Here is a 25,905-nt window from a genome sequence, read left to right as displayed (position 1 = left end):
ACCTGTTGGTTTCCGACATTTGTTCTTCCATTGTTTTCATAGGCAACTGAAGCTCCATTTGGAAGCGTACCTGAAATTTCAATGGCTTTCTCTGATTCATCGAATATAAAGGATCCGTCTTCGAAAGTGATTCCGGTAATAGTTGCAGGAGTGATTTCCAACTCTGCTGTCAATACCAATGTGGTGTAGTTGGCTCCAGTAATGGTAGCTGTTGCTTGCTGCGTGCCCGTATTTGTTCGGGTATTGTTGGCGTAAGCAACTGAAGTGCCATTCGGAAGTGTGCCTGTGATTTCAATGGCTTTCTCAGATTCATCGAATACAAAGGATCCGTCTTCGAAAGTGATTCCTGTAATTGTGGCTGGGGTGATGGTCAATTCTGCCGTCAATACCAATGTGGTGTAGTTGGCTCCAGTAATGGTAGCTGTTGCTTGCTGCGTGCCCGTATTTGTTCGGGTATTGTTAGCATAGGCAACTGAAGCTCCATTCGGAAGCGTACCTGTGATTTCAATGGTTTTTTCAGATTCATCGAATACAAAGGATCCGTCTTCGAAAGTGATTCCTGTGATTGTGGCTGGGGTGATGGTCAATTCTGCCGTCAATACCAATGTGGTATAATTATCACCTGAAATCGTAGCTGTTACCTGTTGGTTTCCGACATTAGTTCTTCCATTGTTTTCATAGGCAACTGAAGCTCCATTCGGAAGTGTGCCTGTGATTTCAATGATTTTTTCAGTTCCGTCATATACAAAGGTACCATTCTCGAAAGTAATTCCTGCGATTGTGGCTGGGGTGATAGTCAATTCTGCATTTAAAACCAATTCGGAATAATTATCACCTGAAATCGTAGCTGTTGCTTGCTGCGTACCCGCATTTGTTCGGGTATTGTTGGCATAGGCAACTGAAGTTCCGTTCGGAAGTGTGCCTGTGATTTCAATGGTTTTTTCAGATTCATCGAATACAAAGGTCCCATTTTCAAAAGTGATTCCTGCGATTGTTGCTGGGGTGATGGTCACTTCTGCATTTAAAACCAATTCGGAATAATTATCACCTGAAATCGTAGCTGTTGCTTGCTGCGTTCCCGCATTTGTTCGGGTATTGTTGGCATAGGCAACTGAAGTTCCGTTCGGAAGTGTGCCTGTGATTTCAATGATTTTTTCAGTTCCATCAAATACAAAGCTTCCATTTTCGAAAGTGATTCCTGTGATTGTGGCTGGGGTGATGGTCAAATCTGCAGTCAATACCAACGTGGTATAATTATCACCTGAAATCGTAGCTGTTGCTTGCTGCGTTCCCGCATTTGTTAGGGTATTGTTGGCGTAAGCAACTGAAGTTCCGTTCGGAAGTGTGCCTGTGATTTCTATGGTTTTCTCAGTTCCGTCAAATACAAAGCTTCCATTTTCGAAAGTGATTCCTGTGATTGTGGCTGGGGTGATGGTCAATTCTGCATTTAAAACCAATTCGGAATAATTATCACCTGAAATCGTAGCTGTTGCTTGCTGCGTTCCCGCATTTGTTAGGGTATTGTTGGCGTAAGCAACTGAAGTTCCGTTCGGAAGTGTGCCTGTGATTTCAATGGTTTTCTCAGTTCCGTCAAATACAAAGCTTCCATTCTCGAAAGTGATTCCGGTGATTGTGGCTGAGGTGATGGTCAATTCTGCATTTAGAACCAATGTGGTAAAATTGGCTCCTGAAATCGTAGCTGTTACCTGTTGGTTTCCGACACTTGTTCTACCATTGTTTGAATAAGCCACCGAGGTTCCTTCAGGCAGCTCACCACTAATCGCGAGAGTTTTTTCATTGCCATCAAAGACAAAGCTCTGATCATCCAAAGTAACTCCTGTGACTTCTGCAAGGGTGATAATTCCTACATTTGCAGCTGCTGAAGTTGAGGACAGTGAATAATTATTGGCGTTGACACCTGTGATTGTAAGGTCATTGACAGTTACCAGAATAGCAGTTCCAACTGCAGCGTTTGCATAGATTCCCGATCCAGGATTGACAATTGCAACATCATCTTCGCCCAAACTGCCAGTTAACTCAAGGTTTTCATTTGCAATGGTTGCCTGGGTGTTGCCATCAAATTTCTTTTCAATGGTGCCAATTAAGTTAACTGTCAGAGATCTTGGATTTACCGTGAGAACAAGATGATTTGAAATCGCCTCATTTCCGCATGCATCTACCGCTTTTACGCGATAACGGTAATTGCTATTTGAAACTTCTGGTTTGGAGAGTTCTAGGGTTGCAGAAGTCGTTCCGGAATAAATTCCCGAATCATCCAAATCAAAATAAACACTGCCCCCATTTGTACTTACTTGCCATTGATAAGAAGTGATATTCCTAGAATCAACTTTTGAAACCGTAAATTGAGTATTTACACCATATGTGATTGAATTTGTTCCTGTAGGGTTATTGAGAAAATTGAAAGGTGTAACTGAAAAAGACAGTGTTTTGGGAAGCTGAAATCCTGTAGCACGGGAGTTAGGTAGATACTTTTCATCAAAAGTCCAATTTGAGTCTTGATTAAATTCCGATACTATATCTGAAAATAGCCCATTGAAACTATCACCTGAAATGACAGCATCCGTAAACCCATTGGAAAACGCGCTCAACAAACTTACATTTTGCACATTTGCAGTATTGAGGCTAGCCGGTAAAGCTGATTCGGAGGAAGTTAACTTATCAGAAGGGAGACTGAACCAGTTTTGATTGATGTTAATTCCAGCTATGAAAACAGGGTTTTGAATACTGCCTGTAAATGCGAAAAGTTGATCTCCTGAATTTCCTAGGTTTAAATAAATATTGGCATCATTTGGAGTGGCACGAACGCCAACGATTGTACCCAAACTAGCGGACAAGTTGTATTTTGCATCTATGGTAATTTGTGTTCCTGATTGGACGCCTCCTGCGGGAGCTGTCCATTTTATCACTCCATCTGTCAATGCTTTGTCTGGAGTTTGGAACGAATTTGAGGCAGTCCAGCCAAGATCAGTAAAATAAATCTCAAAGTTTTCACTGACTTCCTGCAATAAAACAAAGCTAAACCGATCGTTTTGGGTGGCTCCATTTACGCCATCATCTTCCAGATTCACTCCGGAAAAAACTAAATTTCCTGGAAATAGGATACACTGAGCGTAGATTGAAGTGTAACCAAGAAGGAAAAGAGTAAGGAAAGTCAGTAGACTTTTGTAGAATTTTTTCATTTCGTATGGGTGAAGACCTAAAAACCTATTTTCTTTCGAAGACAGATTTGAAAGATCGATTTCTGGTGAATACTTTTATTAAGAGCACAAATAGGTATTGAACCAGCCCACTTGAGGGGGGGTAGGTCTGCTTTCCATCATTTGCTCCCATTCCTTCAGCACTTCCGCTACTTCTATTTTTATAACTTTATACTTATTTCCACGGATTTTGAACTGATACTGGTCGCTAATAAAATGTCCAGTTTCCAAATGAAATCGAAGTGCCCCCCTGCATCCATTGATTGAAGTTTGTTCAAGTTTCTGTGCACAGTCTGTCCAGCCCGTATTTGCTAAAGAAGAAAGTTTTTGAAGTACCTCTCCTGCATCCCAGCCTAAATATGAGAATGGGGAAGCTTCTCTCTTGACTTCAGTTTTGAAATATTCATTGATGGGTTGGAATCCCTTACTTGGCCACTCCGGACTCAGAGAACTGCAGGCGATGATCTCAGGTAGTGCCATCTTTGACCCCAATTCATTTGATATGATTTCATGGATTGTTGCCTGACTGCAGACCAAGGTTATTTTTTGATCAAAACCTTCTACAGCTTTGAGAAATAGGGGTAAAATTTCCCCTGTATAAGTAGAAAAAATCAATATGGGATCCTGATTTTCTTCTAAAAAGTCTATTAGTGATCGGGAATCAAAATCAGCTTCTAAATGCTTGGAAATAAAGTTGAATAAAATGTTAGCCCCTGCACTTTCCTGTCCAAGGTAAAATCCATCTGCCATTCCATAGCCTCCATCATAAAAATTGGTTGCATTTATGCCTTTTTGAACCCCACTTTGGACTATCCCTTTTTTAGCAACTAATTTTGCAGAAAGCATTTCTCCCAAATTGAGAAATATCACGTATTCTGCAGCTTTCCATTTCACTGGATACTTTGCACCTGCGTTTACAACAAGGATCGGCCTTCGAAACTGCGATGCCAATGGAAAGATTTTGTCTACTTTAGGATGCTCAGCAAATACTACCACAACATCCACATTTTTTTCCAAAAACATCTTTTCGGTTTCAGAAAAAAGCAGATCATCATCTACCCCAAATCCAATATTTGAAGTGAAAAAAGAAGGATTGTTACCACCATGGAAAGCGTAAAATGCATTTAACCCATAAAAGAAATCATATCCTACATATGGGTGCGTACTTGATTTAGGAAGTAGAATACCGATTTTTTTCATTAGGCTGGCGAAGGAAATATTCCGAATAGACTAATAATATAATTGACAGCTAAATATGGCTGAAGATTGTTATGCGGTTGACTGCCACCTTTGGGAGTCAAGATAGCCATATTATTAACAGGCTGGGGAGTAGCCATATTTACATTCTCTCTTACCGTTTTACTATATAGGTTTACTCCAGGTGATATGGCAGGATATTTTCCGGAGGGACTTTCGGAATTGCCTGCATTAGATCCCAATGCCACCATGCTTGGACCTTTTAGTTTATGTGAATGCGCTGGGATCTGTCTAATAGTTAAGGTCACTTCTTCGACACCTCCAGTTTGTGCCAAGATAAAACCATTTCCCTGATGAATAGGAATCCTACCACGTAGATCCGGCAGTGCAAAGGTAGATTGACCGTCACCTCCATAAGTAGTTCCAATTAACTGAAATAAGGTTTCATATTCTGAGATGGGAAGTAGTTGCCCTTCACAAAACATCCACCCTGCTGGAGGGAAGTTACCGGCGAAAATTCGAATTTGTCCAATATAAGGTATAGACATAGCAGTTAAGATCTTGGTGGGAAAACTCCTTGGAGAGCGATACAATAGTAAACAAAAAGGGATGGCTGCATATTGTTGTGAGCTTGCCCTTGACCCGCCGGCATGGCGCTGATTCTTGAATTGAAAGAAGCCATGCTTACATTAGAAGTATCTGAATACAATTGGGCTGGATTTCCATTTACTTGAGCTCCTGCCTCAAAAGTTGCAGGATAGGCATTCAATGGCGAATCAGTATCAGCAGCAGCCCCTACTGGGATATTGATATCTACAGGGTGTGTATGAAATGGAATTTGACTTTCGAGGAGGGTGACTGTAGCTTGCCCTCCAGATTCTCCTAGATCGTGAAGGGAAAGACCTGGTCCTTGGCCAGGATGCATAAGAACCCTTCCCTGGAGATCGGGTAAGGCAAAAGTAGATTTACCATCACCTCCGTATGTAGTTCCTAAGAGAGAGAATAAAGCTGTATTCTGGGATAGGGGTAATAGTTGACCGTTACACCAAGCCCAGCCTCTAGGCGCAAAATTGAAAGGAAACATGCAGATTTCTGCAACAAATGGATCAGTGGCGCTCATGGATTTTAATTTGGAGATGGGAAAATACCCTGGAGGGCAATACAATAATTGAGTGTCAAAAACGGCATCATATTCGAATGCGCTTCACTCCCTCCAATACTACCAGAGGAAATGGAATCTGATGATTGGTCAGCAAAGCCTTCATCAAACTTCTCACCGAAACGGTTGGGAAAATTACTATTCCCTGCAAAAAACCGTCCCTCTGGATCTCCTGAATTAGCGGATGAGGCTGCGTTTGGGTTAATTGCAATAGCAGGCGACTGATTTGACTCATGCAAGTGGGTAGGGACTTCTGATATGTTTAACGTATGCGTTTGTTCTCCGCCTCTATTTCCCAATATAAAACCAGCTCCCACATGCGCCAAAGCCCTACCCCGTAAATCCGGTAAGGCGAAATTGACACGCCCGTCTCCTCCGAAAGTAGTCCCTAAAAGTGCAAATAAGGCTTGATTTTGGTTAATTGGTAGTAATTGTCCATTGCAAAGAGCATAACCTTTTGGTGCGAAATTAAATGAAAACAGCACTATTTCCGCTAAATATGGTTCCATAATTATGCTTGATTAGTTGAATATACACCTGAATGAATTGCCAACATTTTTTCCCTGGATGCATTTCCAGGTACAAATGACAGATTTGTTAAGTTATTGATTTTATAGTCTTTATCCATTGAATAAATAAAAGAACTGACTAGTCTCGCCTTTTCGGCAGGGTTAGAGATCCAGACTTCTTTTCCCGAAAGTGAATGAATGATTCGGGATCCTACACCTACTTGATTGGTAAGCCCTAAAAGGTAGTGGGTCACCTCATGATCAAAAGTATCTAATCTTAGATTTTGCTTGTTGGAAAGATTTAGTGGAACATCCCCCAAACCAATCAAAGCATCGCATTGATGAAGAAGTTTCATTTCCATACCGTACGCATTTAACTTACTCAATGTCAAACCCTGTGTCGATAAAACCCCTATTCTATATTTTCCAAATTGTACTATGGCTTTTGTGAAATAACTTTCCCCTTTTTTCAGTCCTTTTAATTCCAATTTATTCCCAATGACCTTCAGTCCACTTTCTGAAATAATGAATTTGAGATCAGCATTTGAAAAACTCATTTCTGATTTACCCAAAGCAACCATTTTAACTCCACTTGAGACTAGGTCTTTTGCAAACTTTAAATTTTCATCCAATGATAAATCTGGATTTAAAAAATTACCAGCATCTAGGAATAATGGAGTGGTTTGAAGTTTTTTCAAATATTCACCTAGAGGATTTAAGCCTCCAATTTGATCAGGATTAGTATATGTTCCTTGTAGACCTGCCGTATGTACTATTTGGAGCTGGCTTGTATGACCCTCAAATTCAACTTCCAATATAGCATTGGAGTAGTTGAGACTGAATGGCGAAAAAGCTGCAACTGAAGCTAATACTGAACCTGATCGAAGAAATTCTCTTCGGCTATTTTTTTTCATTTAATTGATATAAAATCTAATGATAAATATAGAAAATCTTGAATTACAACAAAGGTTGATTAATTTATTTAAATTAACCGAAAGATGATGAATTTTTTACTTACTTAGAAATAAATCAAACCAATTTATTTACAAAATATGATGCTTTTAATGACTCTGACACTGGAACTCCCAAAACCGAACATTTTTGCCTTTTTCTGCTGACTCTGGTTCAAAAAAAGGGTTTTTCGTAGCTTTTTCCTAAATGTCCCTTTTATCGGAATCAGGGTATGCCCTTCAAAAAACGCTAAACAAGAGTGCACTCACCAAGACCCCGCAGTAATCCCAAAACCATCTGGTAATCTGACGCTTGTGTTTTTTTTTGGTTTTTGGAAAAACAGGTCTTCCTAAGATCATCATCCTGATCTACTTCAAAATATAGTTCGGTACAATCGTAAAAGACAGTATTGATATTACTTCCAAGTATTTTCTTGTCGTGACCAAAACCGTTCAGCTGTACCTTCTCATTATAATTGTTGTAAAGCTTGTCCACTTCTGCAGGGTCAGAGCTACTACCTTTGGTCTTGGCGACTTTATAACTTCCTCTTGACTTGTCTATTATTACCTAAACACTGATCTTACTACTTTTATTGGGCTTTTTGCGGACAAACATGCTTAAGAGTAATAAAAATTACCTTTGTAAAAAGCATACGAAAAGCCAGAAAATCATAAACCACTATCCGTCAAGACATTATAACACAACAAGATTGACGACAGTCGAAGGCAAAAAAAGAACTAAATCGATTTTATCGGTGGGTTTTATACCAATATGGTCTTTAGATTGATACTTTTTGAATTTGACTATTTCTTATCAATTAAATCAATTATGATAATTATTTTTACTCGGATAAGCTAGTGAATCAAGTTGGAGAAAAATACATTCTCTCCTTATTCCAGAAATTCATCAGTGCTTAACATACCTAAAGCATATTTAAACATTACTTCTTGAAAGTATAGGGTATATTTCGCTTGGGCAAAATCCGACTGGGCAGTCACAAGCTGTTGATTGGCTTGAGCCAAATCCACAAAATTACTTATTCCAAGCCTAAATCTTTCCGAAATGGCTGTTTGGGCTTCCTCTGCTGCATTCAATTGGACTTGGGTTGACTCTTGTCGTTGAATCGCAGCTTTGTAATTTTCATAAGCCAACTTGACTTCTTGTGAAATTTTCCTCTCCAGCGCCACCTTATCTAGTTGCTGATTGTGGAATTCCATTCTAGACCTAGCTACCACCGCTCTATTTGTGAAATTGTTGAAAACAGGAATCGTGAGGCTCAATCCATAAGACCTTTGTGGAAATATGGTAAAGAACTGATTGCTAAATGTCCTAGGATCCAAAGTCGTATAGAAGGTATTGTAATTGAAAAAGGCGTCGAGCCTCGGAAGGTAACTCGCTTTGGCGGCTGCCAACATATTTCTATTTGCCAACTCCAATGATTTTATTTGCCTAAAATCATTCCTTTGATCTACTGCCAATGTTCTTAATTCATCCAAAGGATTTTTCAACAATGCACTTTCCTGCAATTCTAGCTCTATAGGTGCCACTTTTGGGATTGTGTTATTAGGAAGCTGTAGGGTTTCTGCCAATTCCCACAAATCCGTCTCCCACTTTATCTTTGCTTCTAAAGCTACTGTCTCCAACCTTGCTACTTCGGATTTTTGGTTATAAAAATCCGCCAATGTCCTCAAACCAACTTCCACATAACCTTCTATCTGCTCCAATTGCCTTGTTTGGTTTGCCAAGTTTTCAATAGCAATATTGTACAATTGCTCATCAAGCAAAACTTGAAGATATTGTCCTCCTATAATAAATATCAGATCTTGCTTAGCATGGGCTATCCCAAACTCTCCAGCCTTTTCAAAATTCTTTGCACCTTTGGTAGTATTGACTCTTTGGAAACTGTTGAACACAGTCATGTTTGAATTTACCCTTCCTGAGATGATGTCGTTGACTTCATTGGTCACGATCAATTCTCCCTCAGCTTGCTGAAACTGCTGACCAATCTGTCTGTACGTGTCATTTGATAGATTTAAGTTTGGTAAGTGACTCAGCTGTGCATTTAACCTCTCCATGCGAAGGACGTCTTGTTGGTTTTGAAGTTTTTTGAATTCAAGATTTTGCTGAATCCCAAACGCTACCGCCTCTTCAAAAGTGACTGGAATTGTATCTTGAGCTTGTACCACCTGCTGGCAAAAAACTGCCATCAGTAAAATTGTCACGTGCTTTTTCATTTTATAATTGAATGTTTTGAAATATTTTTCCATCCGACATCTCTATCAATCGATTGCCATAGTTTGCATTTTCTCTGGCATGTGTAGCTTGGATAATGGTGGTTCCTGATTCATTTAATTCCTTAAACACTTCCATTATTTCTTTAGCTTGGGCTGAATGGAGATTCCCAGTTGGCTCATCGGCAAGCAAGATTCTTGGCCTGCCTGCTATTGCCCTAGCAATTCCCACCAACTGCTGCTGACCTCCTGAAAGTTGGTCAGGAAAAAGGTCTTTTTTGGCTACCATATTGAACCTATCCAAAAGCTCGGCGATGATGCTTTTTCGTTCCGATGAATTTGTATTTCTATAAAGCAATGGAGTTTCGATATTTTCATAAACAGTGAGTTCATCTATCAAATGATATGCTTGGAAAATATATCCAAATTCAGATTTGTGAAGTTTTGATCTATTTTTCTCTTTCATATCATGGACGGCTTGTTCTTCAAAGAAGTATTCTCCTTCATAATCCTGATCCAGAAGCCCAATAATATTGAGCAATGTTGACTTTCCTACTCCCGATGGCCCCATCAGTGTGATAAAATCCCCTTCATGGATTTCCATATCTACTCCTTTGAGTATAAAACTTCTTTGGTACTTAGAAGAAATGCTTTTTTCTATGTTTTTCAGTGTAATCATTCTTATTTTCTTTATTAAATCAAACTAGTGGGCTATTCACTTTTCAGAACTTTGGCGGGATTAGATTGGGCGACACCCAATGAGTGAAAGCCAACCACCAACAATGCCATAATCATGACACCAAGCCCTACAACTACAAAGAGAAAATATGGCATCGATATTTTGTAGGCATAATCTTCAAGCCAAAGTTTACTAATGTAATATGCTGGATATATGGCCAAGACAAAAGAAATCGAAACAAGCCAAACGTATTGCCTTGAAATCAATCCGACGATTTGTAAAACACCTGCACCGAGAACTTTTCTTATGCTCATTTCTTTTGTCCTCTGGGCAATGGTAAATGATGAAAGTCCAAAAAGCCCCAAAATTGAAATTAAAATGGCAATGGCTGCAGCAAAAAATAAGACTCCGTTGATTTTTCGGTCATTCTCGTAAAAGGACTCCACAACTTCATCCAGGAAACTGAAATTTGCTGTCTCATATGGATAAGTTTCGGCATATATATCCTCCAATCTTTGCTTCATGTAAGCCAAATTTTGGCCATTTGAGACTTTCGCAGTCAGCTTATGGAAGTAATCAGGTCTATAAATCAATACTATAGGCATGATTTCTTCTTTGAGACTCCTTGCGTTGAAATTGTCCACAACACCTACAATCGTCCTGAGTTCATTTCCCAAACGAAGTGTCGATCCTATCATATCCTCCACTTCCGAGAAACCAAGGGTTTTGACAAAATTCAGATTGACAACAATTTCATCCTCTTGATTATTGGTGTTTCTTCCCGCCAATAATGAAATCTGATGCGTGCCAACGAAAGCGGAGTCAACATTCATCACATGCACATTCAGAGCGTTTTCTATTGTATCCTTCATATAAAAGGCGTCTGAAGTCCAAATACTATTGGATGTCACCAAAACGCCGCTCATGCTGACTCCCTTCACGAAACTCTCTTGTCTTAGTCTATCCGATAATTGCTCACGAACAACCCTATCTCCCATAAATGGCAAATCTGTAAATAAGACTGCATTTTTTTCAAAACCTAATGGCGTACTGCTTATGTATTTGAGTTGCGTCGATATAACGGCTACCATAATTATAAATGCAATCGAAACCGCAAACTGAAAGATTGTGAGGTTTTTTCTTAGAAATACACCTATAGAAAATCCATTGACATAGTTAACCTCTCCTTTTAGCGCCCTTTGCGGGTGGTAACTTGATTGTATCAAAGCTGGATAAATACCAGACACAATTGTCAATAGGAGTGCTATTGAAAAAATGAAAACACTATTTTTCACTTCCAAAATGCTAAAAGTAAATTCGGACAGAAAGTAGTCTTTAAAGAAATGATGTATTTGATCTGCTATCAATAATGAAAAAAGAGATGCAACAAAGACGATCAAAAACGTTTCACTTAGAAATTGTAACATCAATTGAGCTCTATCACTACCCAGGGATTTCCTTATCCCAACTTCTTTGGCTCTACTGATGGCGTGAGCTGTTTCCAAATTGATAAAATTCAAACAGGCCAAGGCCAAAATGATCAATCCTACATACGTCAATCCCCGAAGTAGCGGTTTGGATATGGTGCTGTCATCATAGTTTTCGCTAAAATGCATCTCGGCAATTGGTTCTCCTATGAAAGTAGTGTTGTTATCTTCTTCCCCAAGGTATTTTTTTGAGATTCCCAAAAGAGCTTCATCCAACTCACTTTTAAGGACACCTTCATTTACTTTGACAAAGAGCTGGCTGGAGCTATTTAGATTATTCCAACTATGGAGCCCATACCAATCTTCTGACTCCATTTTTTGGATTGTTTTGAAAGAAATGAAATCTGTGAAAATGAAATCTGTGTTTTCTTTAAAGTCAGCCACTACACCACGGATTTGTGCATATATGGAGTCAGAATCTACCCAAAGAACTTCCTTTCCAATCACATCACCCGCAGACATTCCAGGGAAATATTGGAGTAAGCTAGACTCAGAAATTACTGCAACATTCGGCTCTGAAAGTGCTGTTATAGGGTTTCCTGCAAGCCATTTTCTTGGGAAAATTTCAAAAAAACCGTCATCAGCAAATGTAACTCCTCTCTTTCTTCCAATGACTTTATTTTGTTCTGGTATCGAAACCATCGTTTCGTAAAGATGGTATAGCCTCGCTTTTGATTCAATCAATGAAAGCTCCTCGTCAAGCACCTCTCCCAAATGGCCATTGGTACCTGATGACTGAAAGAACTCTCCTGGCTGCCACTCAGTGTAGGTGTTTAACCTGTAGATTCTGTCTTCGTCTGGATGGAATCTATCAAAGCTATATGCAGATAAAAGCTGATTGAAAATCAAAAGGCAAATAGCTATGCCCAATGATAAGCCAAAGACATGGACAAATGTACGCAACTTGTTCCTTTTGATATTTCTGAACGCAATCAGTAGATAATTGTATAGCATATTATTCAGATTTTAATGAAACGGAAGGATTGGCCCAAGCGGCCTGAATGGACTTATAACCAACTGTAAGAAATGCTATCCCCGCTACGAGTAAGAGAGAAAAAAGATAAAACTGCCATGAAAGTTGAATTTTAGAAGCGTAGTCTTCCAGCCATTTTTCCATAAGGTATCCTGCGAGCGGAGCTGCCAAAGCAAATGCTATTAGCAACAAAGCCACATACTCTTTGGAAAACATTGTCAAGACTTGGGCTGAACTCGCCCCAAGGACTTTTCGAACCCCAATCTCTTTGGTTTTCATTGCTGCCATGTAAGATACCAGTCCATACAATCCTATACATCCTACAACCACCGCAATACATGAAAATATAATGAAGAGTGTGCTCATCCTTTGTTCAGATTCATAGAAATTTGCAATTTTCTCATCCAAAAAACTATACTCGAATGGGTATTCCGGATAAAGGTTGACAAAGATTTCACCTGCTTCTTCCATCACCAAATTGGCATTCGCTTCACTAACTTTGACACCCACCGTCCTGAAATGATGGTGGTTTTGGAAAATAAATGTCGGTTCTATCTCAGACTTGAGTGATCGGGAATAGAAATCTCTAACAACACCAGCTACTGGAGCTTCAATTCCTCCAATATTGACATAGACCCCTAGCAGGTCTTCTGCATTCTCAAATCCTGCCTTCTTAGCAAAAGATTCTGTAGCGAGATATCGGGTGATTGTATCTTCTTTGATAAGGTTTTCTCCATAAAGCAACTCCAGCCCGTAAGTATCGAGGTAATATTCATCAGCAGGTTTGATATGGACTGTATATTCTTCATTACTTTCTACCATAATTGCATTGGTAGAAGAACTGGATCCGGAGGCTGGCTCTGTAAATGAAACTGAAACCATATCCACATTGGGAAGATTTCGCAATCTTTCTGCTAATATTCGAGATTTATCCAGATCGCGCTCTGGTAATGTGAATGTTGCTACTGCATCCTTTTGAAAACCAATATCTGCAGAACGTAAGTGATTCATCTGCATTACCAAAACCAATGTTCCAATTATAAAAAACTGTGTAATCATAAACTGGAAAACCACTAATCCTTTTCTCAAAACATAAGTTTTTGATTGCTTGGATTGATTTTGTTCCCTTATGGCTCCTATCGGATTCAATTTACTGATAATCAATGATGGATAGGCACCAGATATCAAGCTGATGATCAGCCAAATTGAAAAAACAGTTAAAAGACCTATAGGAGAAAAGATAATAGAAAAATCTGCTTCCGTGCCAAGAAAATCATTCATATATGGCATTGCCAAGCTGCTGATGACAAAGGCTATGAAAACGGCAAAAAGACAAATAATACCCGTTTCGCTCAAAAACTGTCCTGCAATATTACTACTATTTCCTCCAAAAACTTTGCGGAGTCCGACTTCTTTGGATCGCTTGCCAGATAAGGCTGTACTGAGATTTATAAAATTGATACTTGCTGTGAGCAATAGAAAAATAGCCACACCTATCATGATTTTATTGGTATGGGAAGAGACCTGATAGCGGAAATTACTATATCTTTCATCAAAATGGATCTCAGTCAGAGGTTGCAAAAGGTGCGTGCGGTTCTCTCTATTATTTTCCCCCAAATATTTTTCAACAAATGCAGCTAAACCTGAGTTGATCGATTCTTTCACATGATCCTCTTTGATTACCAAATAAAACTGATCATCGCTATGAATGCTATTCCAACCTCCTGACTCACGACTTTTCTTTAGGTTTTCATAAGAAAGAAAAACCTCGAAGGGAAAATCGGTATTTTTAGGAAAATCTTCCATCACAGCTGTGACAGCATACAAATCTCCCTTTTGAAACTGGAAAGTTTTACCAATGACGTCAGTGCTACCAAAAAGTTTTTCCGCATACTTCTTTGAAATCACAGCCTGATTTGATTTTTTAAGAATATTCACGGACTGTCCACTTTCAACTTGCCTATCGAAAACTTCAAAAAAAGCATCTGTAGTATAAGCTACCCCAGATTCCATAAAATACTTTGCCTGACCTGCTTCTTGAACTGTAATCAAGCCATTGTGACCACCCGAAATAAGTACAGATGATTCTATTCCTGAAAAATCATTTTGAAATGCTTCTGGCAATACAGCTGGAACTCCGGGTGTGTGGTATTCTCTAGATCCTTCGAAGGTATTCGTAACTAGTCTATATATATTGTCAGCATTCTTATGGTACTTGTCAAAACTATTGATATGCCAAACCAAGGCAAAAACCAACATACAAGAGCTGATTCCAAGACTCAATCCGAAAATATTGATAGAAGCATAGAGTTTCCTTTTGGATAGGTTCCTCCATGCTATTATTATATTATTGTAAATCATGATGTATAAATAAAGGTTTGAGCATACAATTTAAATTCCTTTTGACAGTATTGGTTTTTCAATACCAATGCCAAAGAAAACCTCCTCAAAACAGCCAAAACAAAGGATTTCTTTACCTTTTGAGATTTTAATGCGAACATCTTTGTCCGTGTGCGGGCGAAAACAGAAACCAAAGGAAATGGGAGGTTTAGAATTGAAATAACTTGACACTTTATCTATTGATTGAAGAAGTTCAACCCCTTCGGGGTTGATTACCCAACCCATCCTCTTTATTCCCCGCATTTCATATGGGGCTATTGAAGGTTTAACCCCATTCGGGGTTGATTTCATCTTTGCTTTTTCCTAATTCTTCCTTCTTATTTCCTCCTTCCCCATCACTCGCTCTTCAAGCTTCTTACTGGGTTGATCTGTGCTGCTTTCAATGCCTGAAGGCTCACTGTCAGAAATGCTATAACCAATATGCTGACAGCTGCCAAAGGAATAAACCACCATTCAAAGTCAACTCGATATGCATATGCCTCCAACCAATCTTGCATCAACCAATATGCTATGCCTGAACCAAACAAAATCGAAATGGCAACTATCATGATAAATTCCCTATTGATGACATTTAAAATGGATAAGGTTGAGGCTCCAAGAACTTTCCTAATACCAATTTCTTTGGTCTTTTGCTCTGCTACGTGAGCCGATAGACCAAATAGGCCTAGACATGAAATCAATATGGTCAGAATACTGAAATACTTTGCTAGCTCTTTTGTCCTCAAATCCTCTTGGTACATTTGGGAATAATTCTCATCCATAAAGCTGAAATGGAAGGGGAAATCAGGTTCAAAGCCCTCAGAAAGAGCCTTGATTTCTGGAATTACCGATTTGACATCATCACTTGCTATTTTGAAATAGGCAATAAAACTATTCTCTGGATCCAATCGGAGAATTACGGGTTCCATCCCCAAGTGTAGACTTTGAAAGTGAAAGTCCTCCACTACACCCAAAATCTGAACATCTGTACCCCACTTAATACTTACAGGATCTGGATCATCTTGAGCAATCATTTCATAAGCGCGTCTATTAAGAATCACCTTATTGATCGAATCAGAAACCCTATCAGGAGAAAAGTCTTCACCTTTTATCATTTTCATCCCCATAGCCTCAACAAAACCATAATCAACACTCATTATCTCAAAAAGCGCACTGAAATCTGGATCCTTTCCCTCCCATGATATACCACCTGTATTTGAGTTTCGACCCATTAAGGAATGGTTTGACCTGGTGACTGCCAATACTCCTGGAATCTCTTCAACTTGTCTTTTATAAACCTCAAAGTTCTCATACATGCTTCCTTCCAAAAAAACACTCACCAATTGATCTTTTTCATAACCTAAGTTCTTGTTCATAGCAAAATTGATTTGCTTGTAAACCACTATCGTGGCAATGATCAACATGGTAGCGAGTATAAATTGAAACAATACCAGACCTTTCCTTGCAATTACTACACCTTTTCCAGATTTGGTGAAATTTCTAAAAACCATCACAACTTTGGTCGCAGATAGGTAAAAAGCTGGATAACTTCCCGCTACCAAACCTGTAAACAACAAAATCATGATAAATTGCACCCATGAAACCCAATCACCATAAGGAACACTAAGCGTTTTTCCTGTAAGGTTATTGAATATAGGCAGGCTCAATTCTACAAAAACAAGGGAGACAAACCCTGCAATAAAAGTAACCAACATGGATTCCGTCAAAAACTGAAGCACCAACTCATTTTTTTCAGCTCCGACTACCTTTCTTACGCCTACTTCTTTTGCTCTTTTTTGTGATTTGGCTGTAGAAAGATTCATGAAATTAATACAGGCTATCAATAATACAAACAAGCCTATCAAAGCAAACAATTTCACATATTCTATTCTGCCTCCCTGCTGTATTCCATCTTTGAACTTCCCATGGAGGTATAGGTCTCTTTGGGGATAGGCAAACAGCTTTATGTTGCTTCCTTCATTTTTCTTGACGATGAGGTCTTCTATGCTTGCTGAAAAAGCTTCCCAATCTGCATTTTTGTTTAATCGAACTATTGTACTAGGGCCATTATTACCCCAATGGCTAAGCCATTCATTATATGGCTTGTCCAACATGACCTGAAAAGGAATGATAAACTCAAATGAAGCGCTACTTTCATAAGATTTTATGTCTATCACTGCTACAACAATGTAAGAAGATTCTTCACCTGTTTCCTTGATCACAAGGGACTCTCCAACCACATTTACCTGACCAAAAAGTTTGATAGCCGATTCCTTTGTGAGGACTATATGGTTTTTTTCAGTCATTGCCTTGTCTCTATCCCCATGTAAAAATTCATATTGCATGATGTGGAGATAATCAGGTTCGGCATAAAAACCATTAAGATTGAAACGATTTTCATTAGCTATAAATAGCAAGTCTTCATTCCAAGAATAACAAGCTGCACGCTCAACTTCCGGAAATTCTGCTTTCAATGCAGGAGCCAAAATACCTGGAGTGGAACTTGTCGTAAAAAATTCCGACCCATATCGCTGATGCTCCATGATCCTATAAACCTGATCTATTTCAGGGAAGGAAGCATTCATATTCAATTCACTCTTCACCCATAGCGAAATGGTGATAGTAGCCCAAAGCCCAAGTGCAAGGCCAAACAAATTGATAAAAAAAGTCAATTTGTGCTTGGTAAGGCCACGAAGTGCAATTTTTAGATAGTTGCTGTACATACTGTTGTTATTGAAATTCTCTTTCTTGTTCTGAATTCACTTTATACTATTTTCTAGATTTCGCTTGAATGTTGAATAGTTTTCAATTGTATCCTGCTACCTTATCCCCTATTCATTCTTCAGTGTCTTTGCTGGATTTAAGCGGAATACTTTCACTGTCCGATAAGCTATGGTCATAAGGGCAATAACCGCTACCAAGAAAATAGACAAAACATAGATAAAAAAGGAGACATTAGTCTTGTAAGCAAACCCTTCCAACCAAATAGTCGAAAACCATAGCCCAAAGCCAACGGACAAAACCGCAGATACAGCTAGGAGTATAAAGAAATCTGAAGAGAGTACTTTCAAAACCTCTATAGAATCTGCCCCCAATACTTTTCTGATACTGATTTCCTTAGTTCTTTTCATGGCAACATAGGAAACCAATCCAAACAACCCCATACATGCAATGAAAATCGCTATGCCTGAAAAAAGCTGGAAAATTCGGGATATATTTTGCTCACTCTGATACAACTTGCCATATTCATCATCCAAAAACCGATAATTAAATGGTCTGTCTGGGTAAGTCCCCTTCCAAACTTTTTCCATTTTAGCCAGACTTTCTTTCGGATCTCCGGCAGGAAGTTTGGCAAGAATCCAATTGGCTTCAGAAGGCTCGATAAATATGGCCAATGCCCCTACATGATGGTGTAGTGAATTAAAGTAGAAATTCTGCACCACACCTTTTACATTTGACATTGTACCGTTGTAGTTCACTTTTCGACCTATGCTTTCTTCTATTGTCCAACCTAGTTCTTTGATGGCAGCTTCATTGAAAATCACATTCATCTCATCCTCACTTTCACTTGCCATACTCAGATGGATATCTTGATCTGAAAAATCGGTTCCTGCAAGCAGGTTTAGATTCAAAGTCTTCAGTATGTCATGATCTGCGGCAAAGCCTGTGATCATAAAATCCTTGTCATTGTCTCCACCTGGAGAAACAGAATATCCTGCTTGAATAAAGATAGGAAGGGAATTACTCAAGCTAATAGATGGAACAGATCCGGTCCTTTCCATTTCACTTTTGAGAGCTGGGATTTGATTTCTCATATTGTAGTGAAAATTTAAAGCGATTACTTGTTCCCTATCATACCCCAAGTTTACAGTCTGCATATAATCCAACTGATTCTTGACAATAAAAGTAGCCAACAAGAGACTTATGGATACGAAAAACTGGAATACGACTAGGCTTCTTCTAAGCCAAGCACCTCCAATAGCACCACTTATTTTTTTACCCAAAGCCTGAAGAGGTTCCATACCAGATAGAATCAATGCTGGATAAAACCCAGAAAACACCCCTATCATGATCATTAACCCCAAAAGCAATAAAAACCCCAAAGGACTAAAAAGAAGATCAAGTTGAATGGGTACACCAGAAAAATCTTCCAAATTCCCTTTCAAAATATATAGAATCACAAGACTGAAAACTAAGCCCACAAATGATAAAATCATGGATTCGGAAAGGAATTGACCAAAAAGCTGTGGCCTGTCGGCACCCAACACTTTTCTAAGTCCTACCTCTTTATTTCTTTCGGTGGCTTCAGCCGTGGCTAAATTGACATAATTGATAATCCCAATAAAAATCAGCAGGAAAGCAACTGTCCCAAATATGTATAAGTTTTTGATATCTATAGCCGGCTTGATATCTTTCAGCTGACTGAATCCCAAGTGGATGAAAGTCAATGGCTGAAAAAGGACACTTACCTCAAACCCATAACTTCTCATTTCTTCTCCAAAATACTTTTCCACCATCTGATCCAACTTCCCTGCAAATACCTTTTGGTCTGTTTCAGGTTTTAGTTTGGCATAAGAATAATAATTGGCGGGACTCCATTGTGGGTCTTTCCCATGTCTTGTTGTGATAAATGAAGCCAAAAAATCAAAATCAATATGACTATTGCTAGGGAAATTTTCCACAATTCCTGTAACCTGAAAATCTTTCCCATCTATTTTGATAATCTCTCCCACAGCCTCAAAAGGTTTTTGGAAATACCTTTGAGCTGTAGATTCTGTCAATACGATCTGATTTGGTTCAGACAATAATTTACCCTCTGCTCCTGCTAAAAGTTTCAAATCAAATATTTCAAAGAAGTTTTCATCGACATAAGCAAATTTATTTTCCTCCTGATTGCCCTCACCTGAGTCTACCAATACAGAAGCAAAAATACTGTAATCCATTATCAAGGTACCCACCTCTACTTCCTCCATTTCCTCCATCAATGTAGGGACAAGGGCCGAAGGGGTCATACTTGTAACCTGTTCTTCCCCAGCCATGGAAAATCGCTGTGAAAACCTGATCACCCGGTCAGCATCTCCATACATACTATCATAAGTGCCTTCATGATGAATAAAAAGTGCTATGGCCAGAAAACTAACTATAGCCACTGTAAGGCCTAAAACATTGATTCCAGTATAAAGCCTCCGCTTTTTCAAGTTCCTAAAGGAGACGATAAAGTAGTTTTTCCACATGGCAAATTGATTTTTTAATTATGATGAAGAATGAAATGTAGTTGATTCTAAGTAGGTCTCCTTTTCCTTGAAATAACCAGTAATTGGTTAGCCATTTACTAATAGTTCTTTTAAACCTTCGAGGTTTTTGTAAACCTCAAAGGTTGTCATACAACTATATATGAAACTGTTCTCTGATATTTTCTGTCACTACTTTTCCATCAAATAAATTGATGATTCTATGGGCATAATTTGCGTCATGGGGTGAGTGGGTTACCATCACGATGGTAGTGCCTTCATTATTGAGTTCTTCCAAAAGTCGCATTACTTCTTCACCATTGGCAGAGTCAAGATTTCCTGTTGGTTCATCTGCCAGTATCACTTCCGGTTTTGCAACAATTGCCCTTGCAATAGCTACACGCTGCTGCTGACCTCCTGACAATTGCTGTGGAAAATGATCCTTACGATGCATGATATTCATTCTTGTGAGCACTTCTTCTACCTTTTTCTTTCTTTCATCGGAAGGGATTTTCAAGTATAAAAGTGGTAGTTCGACGTTTTCATAGCAGGTCAGTTCATCGATAAGATTGAAGCTTTGGAATACGAAACCGATATTTCCTTTTCGCAATTGAGACCTTTTTCTTTCTGAAAACCCAGCGACTTCTTTTTCCAAAAAATAATACTCACCGCTATCGGGATTGTCAAGCAACCCAATGATATTCAACAAGGTGGATTTACCACAGCCCGACGGCCCCATGATTGCTACAAATTCACCCTTTTTTATCTTAATATTGATGTCGTCCAAAGCTGTGGTTTCCACTTCTTCGGTAGCGTAAAGTTTCTTTAGGTTGTTGGTTTTGATGATGTCTTCCATGCGTCTGTATAATTAGATTTTAGATTTCGTTGATTTTAGATCTTGGATTTATAGATTGATTTGATCTGATTTTTCTTCTTTCAATTTGTAGCGTTCTGAATTTACTTGACACTTTTTTGATGTTTCTTTATTCTCTTCAGCTATTCAATTGCCCCGTCAGGGCAAAAGTGAATCAGACATTTACCATTGCATTGGGTTTCAACCCAATGTTAGTGTCAGTTGCACTTTCAGTGCAAATTTTTAATTTAATTCTTTTTGTCATTAGGTCATGACCCGATACTTTTATCAAATGCCTCCCGTGCCGATAACTATCGGCACGGGACAGGCTTTAAAGGGCATATTCTCATTTTTTTATCACTGTGTCTCAAATCTTGTGTCTTATTTCTCATGTCACATCCGCCGCGGCGGACAAGTCATCTTACACCTCATTTCTTACTTCAAATTCAAAACTTCATTGTTCCCAAAGTTTTCATACCCACTGATGATGACTTTGTCTCCGGCATTCAGACCATCTATGACTTCATAAAACTCAGGGTTTTTTCTACCCAGTCTGATGTTTCGCTTTTCAGCTTTCCCACTTAGTTGATCGACTACAAATACCCAATTCCCTCCTGTATCCTTATAGAAACTGCCTGTTGGTAGAAGTACCGCATCTTCACTTTCTCCCAATTCCAACCTAATCCTAACTGTCTGCCCACGACGAATGCCTGTTGGTACTTGATCCGAAAAGATCATATCAACTTCAAATCTTCCAGCTGTCACTGTTGGATAAACTTTGGAAATCTCTACTGTGTAGGGATTGTTTGCCAAATTAAAGGTCCCTTTCAGACCAGTAAAAATTCTGGATAAGTAAAGTTCATCGATTTGAACCCTCACTTTGAACTTGTCCATGATATCAATCTGTCCAAATCGCTGACCCGGATTGATCGCCTGCCCAATTTCTATCTGTTCGGTCGAAAGTTGACCAGCAATAGGAGCTCTTACTGCGAGATTGTCCAAAATATGGCCTACACCAAATAGAGATTGGTTCATGCGTGATTCCGAATCTTGAAGCTGCCTTTTTTGGCTTACCCTGGAAATGGAATCATTGCGATACGCTTCATATGTCAATTTCCTTCTTTTTACATTGTATTCATATTGCTCACGAACCTCTTCAAACTCCCGATCAGAAACCAATTTCTTTTCATGTAACTCTTTGAATCTTTGGTATTGAGGTTTGAGCAAGCTGATTTGATAATCGATTTCCGCCAATTGGCCTTGTTGACTAAGATCGTTTTGATCTAGCTGAAGTCTTACTTGACGGAGGTTGTTGATCTGAAAGTACAAGCCAGATTCCCTTTCCATAACTTCAAGTTGAAGTTTTGAATTGGAAAGTAAAAGTATCGTATCACCTACATCTACTATCGCTCCTGATTCTTTGATGATCTGTTGGATATTTCCACCTTCCAATGCATCGAGAAAGAAAACTTCCCCAGGCTCAATTGATCCACTTACAGGAATATAGTCAGTAAACTCGCCAGTTTTGACCGTGGCGATAGTAATCCTTTCCATGTTTACATTCATTGTGGATCTATTGTCCGCTAAGACAAGTTGATACAATATAAAACCTCCTATCACCAATCCTCCCAATAAGGAAATGATCAATTTTGGAGTCCACGTTTTTTTCTCAATTTTTCTGTCCATTTCAGAATATTTCAATTTCTATGTGCCAACAACTTTTCCAATAACATGCCACTAAAAAACCTTGCTGTGAGCTTCATTTTGGACATTCCCCATATTTTTATTTGATGAAATACGAACAATTTCGTCCGTCAGCGAACAAAATCATTGTAGTTTAACAAATCAGAATTTGTAATTTAGTTTAATTGAAAAATTTAAAAAATAGGTTTATCCATTGATAGCGCTAGATTTTAGAATATTATTTACAGATTTATGAAATCGGTATAAGTTTTGGCTTATTGCTTTGCAAAATTTGAGTCACTGCAAATATGCATTTAGATAAATGAAAGGCTTTATTTGAAATTCTACAGTATAAAAATCATGAAAGAACAAAAATCCGGGAAAATCCTCATCATTGATGATAATGAAGATCTTTTGAAAGCTGCAAAGATCTATCTCAAAAGGCATTTTGGCCAAGTGGATGTTGAGACAAACCCAGGGCTGATTCCAATCTTGATGGTCAACGAGCAGTATGACATCATCATGCTGGACATGAATTTCACCAAGGATGTGAGCAGTGGACAGGAAGGATTTTATTGGCTTGATAGGATTTTGGAAATTGATTCTTCCGCTGTAGTGGTTTTGATCACAGCCTATGGGGATATCAATACTGCTGTCAAGGCGATCAAAGAAGGAGCTACGGATTTTGTCCTGAAACCTTGGGAGAATGAAAAACTTCTGGGGACGCTGAATTCAGCGCTCAAACTCCGAGAATCAAAGCTAGAAGTCACCCAATTAAAATCCCAGCAACAACAGCTTCTTCAAGACATTGACAGCAAGTTCAAAGACATCATTGGGCAAAGTCCTAGCATGATCAAGGTCTTTGAAACGATAGAGAGAGTAGCAAAAACCGATGCGAATGTATTGATACTTGGAGAAAATGGCACTGGAAAAGAACTAATCTCAAGAGCAATCCACAGAAACTCCAAAAGACATAAGGCCCCATTTGTAGGCGTGGATTTAGGTGCGATTACCACGACTTTGTTTGAAAGTGAGCTTTTCGGTCACAAAAAAGGAGCATTTACTGATGCCAAAGATGATAGAACTGGCAGATTTGAGCAGGCAAATTCAGGCACCTTGTTTTTGGATGAAATAGGAAATCTTCCATTGGCATTACAATCAAAGTTACTTGCTGCTTTGCAGAATAGGGAAATCACTAGAGTTGGAGCTAATAAACCTGTATCAGTTGACATTAGGCTCATATCAGCTACCAATATGCCAATCCATCAGATGATCCATGAGAATTCATTTCGCCAAGATCTACTCTATCGAATAAATACCATAGAAATCACCCTACCGCCATTGCGTGAAAGGTTGGAAGACATTCCAATCTTGGCAAATCATTTTATAGAAACCTACTCCAAAAAATATCAAAAAGACATACGTAAATTAGGTGATGGCCTTATCAAAAGAATGCAAAAATATCATTGGCCTGGCAATATCCGTGAGTTGCAGCATAGCATAGAGCGGGCAGTTATCATGACTTCCCATAGCATTTTGCAACAAGAGGATCTCTTTGTACACAAGCAACTTTCTCCAGAGAAACAAGAAGATCTTGTCTCTTTGGAGCATTTGAATATAGAAGATGTAGAGAAAATATTGATTCGAAAAGCATTGCAAAAGCATAACGGGCATATCACAAGGGCTGCTGAGGAACTTGGGCTTACTAGGTCATCATTATATAGAAGACTAGAAAGGTATGGGCTTTAAATCTTTTAATATTGGAATCATCCTTAGGGTTACCTTGATCATCATCGTAGCGCTCATTGGGAATTGGATTTACCTCAAATATGACTCCTTGGTTCATGGATTTTTTTTCTTGCTTTTAGTATCTATCCTGACATGGAATCTTATCAGTTATTGCAATAAAACCAATCGAAAAATCAGCCGGTTTTTGGAATCTATTCGGTACTCAGACTTTTCCTCCACCTTCACAAAAGATGATTCTCTGGGAAAATCTTTTAGAGAACTAAACCTTTCATTCAATGAAGTTATCTCTGCATTCAAAAAAACTCGGGCAGAAAAAGAAGAACAAATGCTTTTTCTCCGAATCATGATTCAGCAGATCAATACCGGGATCATTTCTTTTGATACCAATGGAAAAATCGGAATCATCAATGGTGCTGCCAAACAGCTCCTTCAGATCCCACAGTTCAAGGACATCAATGATTTGGGGAAGTTATCCAATGAACTATTGCAAGTCATCAAAAAACTAAACCCGGGGAATACTTTTTCCTTCAAGGTCAATACAGACCTCCACTTGAATTTCCAATCGACCGTATTTATCGTAGATGGGGAAAAATGGACCTTGATCTCTTTCCAAAACATCAACACAGAATTGCAGAAAAAGGAATTGGAGGCATGGCAAAACCTCACCTCTGTTTTGAGGCACGAAATCATGAACTCGATCACGCCTATTGCAAGCTTGGCAAGTTCACTGGGTACTATATTGAGTGAGGATACAACTCCTTTAGAAGATGAGCAATATGCAATCAACCAAGAAAGCTTTACTGATTTGAAAGAAGGCTTGTTTACAATTTCAAATCGTAGCAAAGGGCTTGTTGACTTTGTCAATGCATATAGAGATTTCACAAATATTCCTTTGCCCAAACTAAAAAAAATCAATATTGAAGATCTTTTGAGAAACACGAGTGCTTTGTTTAAAAGTGAATTATCCAAAGATGGAATTGTCCTTAAAACTAAACTTAATGACAAACCATTTGAAATCAATTTAGATCAAGAACTTATACAGATGATATTGATCAATTTGATTAAAAATGCAAAAGAGGCTTTAGCAAATTCTTCAAAGAAAGAAATCCTCCTTAATGCAGGAATAGATACTAACCACCATGCGTACATACAAGTGATAGACAATGGTGAAGGAATAGTACCAGAGGCATTAGAGAGGATATTCGTGCCTTTTTTTACAACAAAGAAAACGGGATCAGGAATAGGGCTTGCAATTTCTAGGCAAATCATGAACTTACACAATGGTAGTTTAGAAGTTTCATCTATTCCCCATGAAAAAACATCATTTACATTGCGATTTATTTAGGTAAGAAGTATAAAAAATATGCATAACCTTTCATAAAAAGACATTTAAAGAATAGCAATCCAGCTTTTCCCCAAAAAATAGGAAAAATATAATGTTATTCGAATTCTCACAAAATAAAAAATGCCCCAAACGTTAAAATTTGGGGCATTTCGAAAGATTTGATTAACTAAAAGCAGAGGAGGAGGGATTCGAACCCCCGGTACCTCACGGTACAACGGTTTTCAAGACCGCCGCGATCGACCACTCTGCCACTCCTCTATT

17 protein-coding genes, 1 tRNA gene and 1 pseudogene are annotated in these 25,905 nt (G+C 38.7%); 2 read left to right on the top strand and 17 right to left on the bottom strand.

The window, feature by feature from the left end:
- The 16 genes and pseudogenes from MM213_RS17150 to MM213_RS17080 form a co-directional block, all read right to left on the bottom strand.
- Nucleotides 1–3,200, bottom strand: a 3,200-nt coding sequence (locus tag MM213_RS17150) for a beta strand repeat-containing protein (protein WP_241414125.1), incomplete at its 3' end; no start/stop codon positions are given.
- Between the two features lie 78 nt (nucleotides 3,201–3,278).
- Nucleotides 3,279–4,418, bottom strand: coding sequence for a type 1 periplasmic-binding domain-containing protein (locus tag MM213_RS17145; RefSeq protein ID WP_241414124.1), 1,140 nt, complete (start codon nucleotides 4,416–4,418; stop codon nucleotides 3,279–3,281).
- Nucleotides 4,418–4,963 (bottom strand): phage tail protein, encoded by a 546-nt coding sequence (locus MM213_RS17140; protein WP_241414123.1) that lies wholly within the window; start codon nucleotides 4,961–4,963, stop codon nucleotides 4,418–4,420. Before MM213_RS17140 ends, MM213_RS17145 begins: the two co-directional genes overlap by 1 nt.
- A 5-nt stretch (nucleotides 4,964–4,968) precedes the next feature.
- Nucleotides 4,969–5,535, bottom strand: a complete 567-nt coding sequence (locus MM213_RS17135) for a phage tail protein (protein ID WP_241414122.1) — start codon at nucleotides 5,533–5,535, stop codon at nucleotides 4,969–4,971.
- Between the two features lie 5 nt (nucleotides 5,536–5,540).
- Nucleotides 5,541–6,083 (bottom strand): phage tail protein, encoded by a 543-nt coding sequence (locus MM213_RS17130; protein WP_241414121.1) that lies wholly within the window; start codon nucleotides 6,081–6,083, stop codon nucleotides 5,541–5,543.
- Between the two features lie 2 nt (nucleotides 6,084–6,085).
- Complete coding sequence (locus MM213_RS17125; RefSeq protein ID WP_241414120.1) at nucleotides 6,086–6,997, bottom strand: hypothetical protein; 912 nt, start codon at nucleotides 6,995–6,997, stop codon at nucleotides 6,086–6,088.
- A gap of 233 nt (nucleotides 6,998–7,230) precedes the next feature.
- Nucleotides 7,231–7,529, bottom strand: a pseudogene (locus tag MM213_RS21070) (IS1634 family transposase); the annotation flags it as partial.
- Nucleotides 7,530–7,924: 395 nt separating this feature from the next.
- The gene (locus MM213_RS17120; RefSeq protein WP_241414119.1) at nucleotides 7,925–9,268 is read right to left on the bottom strand and encodes a TolC family protein; all 1,344 of its coding nucleotides are present in this window, start codon (nucleotides 9,266–9,268) and stop codon (nucleotides 7,925–7,927) included.
- A 1-nt stretch (nucleotide 9,269) separates the two neighbouring features.
- Nucleotides 9,270–9,944, bottom strand: coding sequence for an ABC transporter ATP-binding protein (locus MM213_RS17115; RefSeq protein WP_241414118.1), 675 nt, complete (start codon nucleotides 9,942–9,944; stop codon nucleotides 9,270–9,272).
- Between the two features lie 32 nt (nucleotides 9,945–9,976).
- Nucleotides 9,977–12,385, bottom strand: a complete 2,409-nt coding sequence (locus MM213_RS17110; protein WP_241414117.1) for an FtsX-like permease family protein — start codon at nucleotides 12,383–12,385, stop codon at nucleotides 9,977–9,979.
- A gap of 1 nt (nucleotide 12,386) precedes the next feature.
- Nucleotides 12,387–14,765 carry an FtsX-like permease family protein gene (locus MM213_RS17105; protein WP_241414116.1) on the bottom strand — a complete coding sequence of 793 codons (2,379 nt, stop codon included), beginning with the start codon at nucleotides 14,763–14,765 and terminating at the stop codon, nucleotides 12,387–12,389.
- Nucleotides 14,766–14,795: 30 nt separating this feature from the next.
- Entirely contained in the window at nucleotides 14,796–15,029 is a 234-nt protein-coding gene (locus tag MM213_RS17100; protein WP_241414115.1) for a hypothetical protein, read from the bottom strand.
- Nucleotides 15,030–15,139: 110 nt separating this feature from the next.
- A complete protein-coding gene (locus MM213_RS17095) occupies nucleotides 15,140–17,506 on the bottom strand; it encodes an ABC transporter permease (RefSeq protein WP_241414114.1) in 2,367 nt (788 codons plus the stop codon).
- 108 nt (nucleotides 17,507–17,614) lie between these two features.
- Nucleotides 17,615–20,017: an FtsX-like permease family protein gene (locus MM213_RS17090; protein WP_241414113.1), complete on the bottom strand. Its 2,403-nt coding sequence runs from the start codon at nucleotides 20,015–20,017 to the stop codon at nucleotides 17,615–17,617.
- 154 nt (nucleotides 20,018–20,171) lie between these two features.
- Nucleotides 20,172–20,870, bottom strand: coding sequence for an ABC transporter ATP-binding protein (locus tag MM213_RS17085; RefSeq protein WP_241414112.1), 699 nt, complete (start codon nucleotides 20,868–20,870; stop codon nucleotides 20,172–20,174).
- Nucleotides 20,871–21,302: 432 nt separating this feature from the next.
- Nucleotides 21,303–22,553 (bottom strand): efflux RND transporter periplasmic adaptor subunit, encoded by a 1,251-nt coding sequence (locus MM213_RS17080; RefSeq protein WP_241414111.1) that lies wholly within the window; start codon nucleotides 22,551–22,553, stop codon nucleotides 21,303–21,305.
- Between the two features lie 357 nt (nucleotides 22,554–22,910).
- On the opposite strand from MM213_RS17080, the gene MM213_RS17075 reads away from it, so the two are divergent.
- Both MM213_RS17075 and MM213_RS17070 read left to right on the top strand, forming a co-directional pair.
- Nucleotides 22,911–24,299 (top strand): sigma-54-dependent transcriptional regulator, encoded by a 1,389-nt coding sequence (locus MM213_RS17075; protein WP_241414110.1) that lies wholly within the window; start codon nucleotides 22,911–22,913, stop codon nucleotides 24,297–24,299.
- On the top strand, nucleotides 24,289–25,644 hold the full coding sequence (locus tag MM213_RS17070; RefSeq protein WP_241414109.1) for a sensor histidine kinase: 1,356 nt from the start codon (nucleotides 24,289–24,291) through the stop codon (nucleotides 25,642–25,644). The genes MM213_RS17075 and MM213_RS17070 overlap by 11 nt, the downstream gene beginning before the upstream one ends.
- Nucleotides 25,645–25,817: 173 nt before the next feature.
- On the opposite strand, the gene MM213_RS17065 is transcribed toward MM213_RS17070, so the two are convergent.
- Nucleotides 25,818–25,902: transfer RNA gene (locus MM213_RS17065), tRNA-Ser, on the bottom strand.
- Nucleotides 25,903–25,905 lie beyond the last annotated feature (3 nt).

The sequence above is a fragment of the Belliella alkalica genome (assembly GCF_022549785.1).
GTDB classification, from domain to species: Bacteria; Bacteroidota; Bacteroidia; order Cytophagales; family Cyclobacteriaceae; genus Belliella; species Belliella alkalica.
Note: the sequence above shows the minus strand (reverse complement) of the source record. Positions and strands in the feature narration are given on the sequence as shown.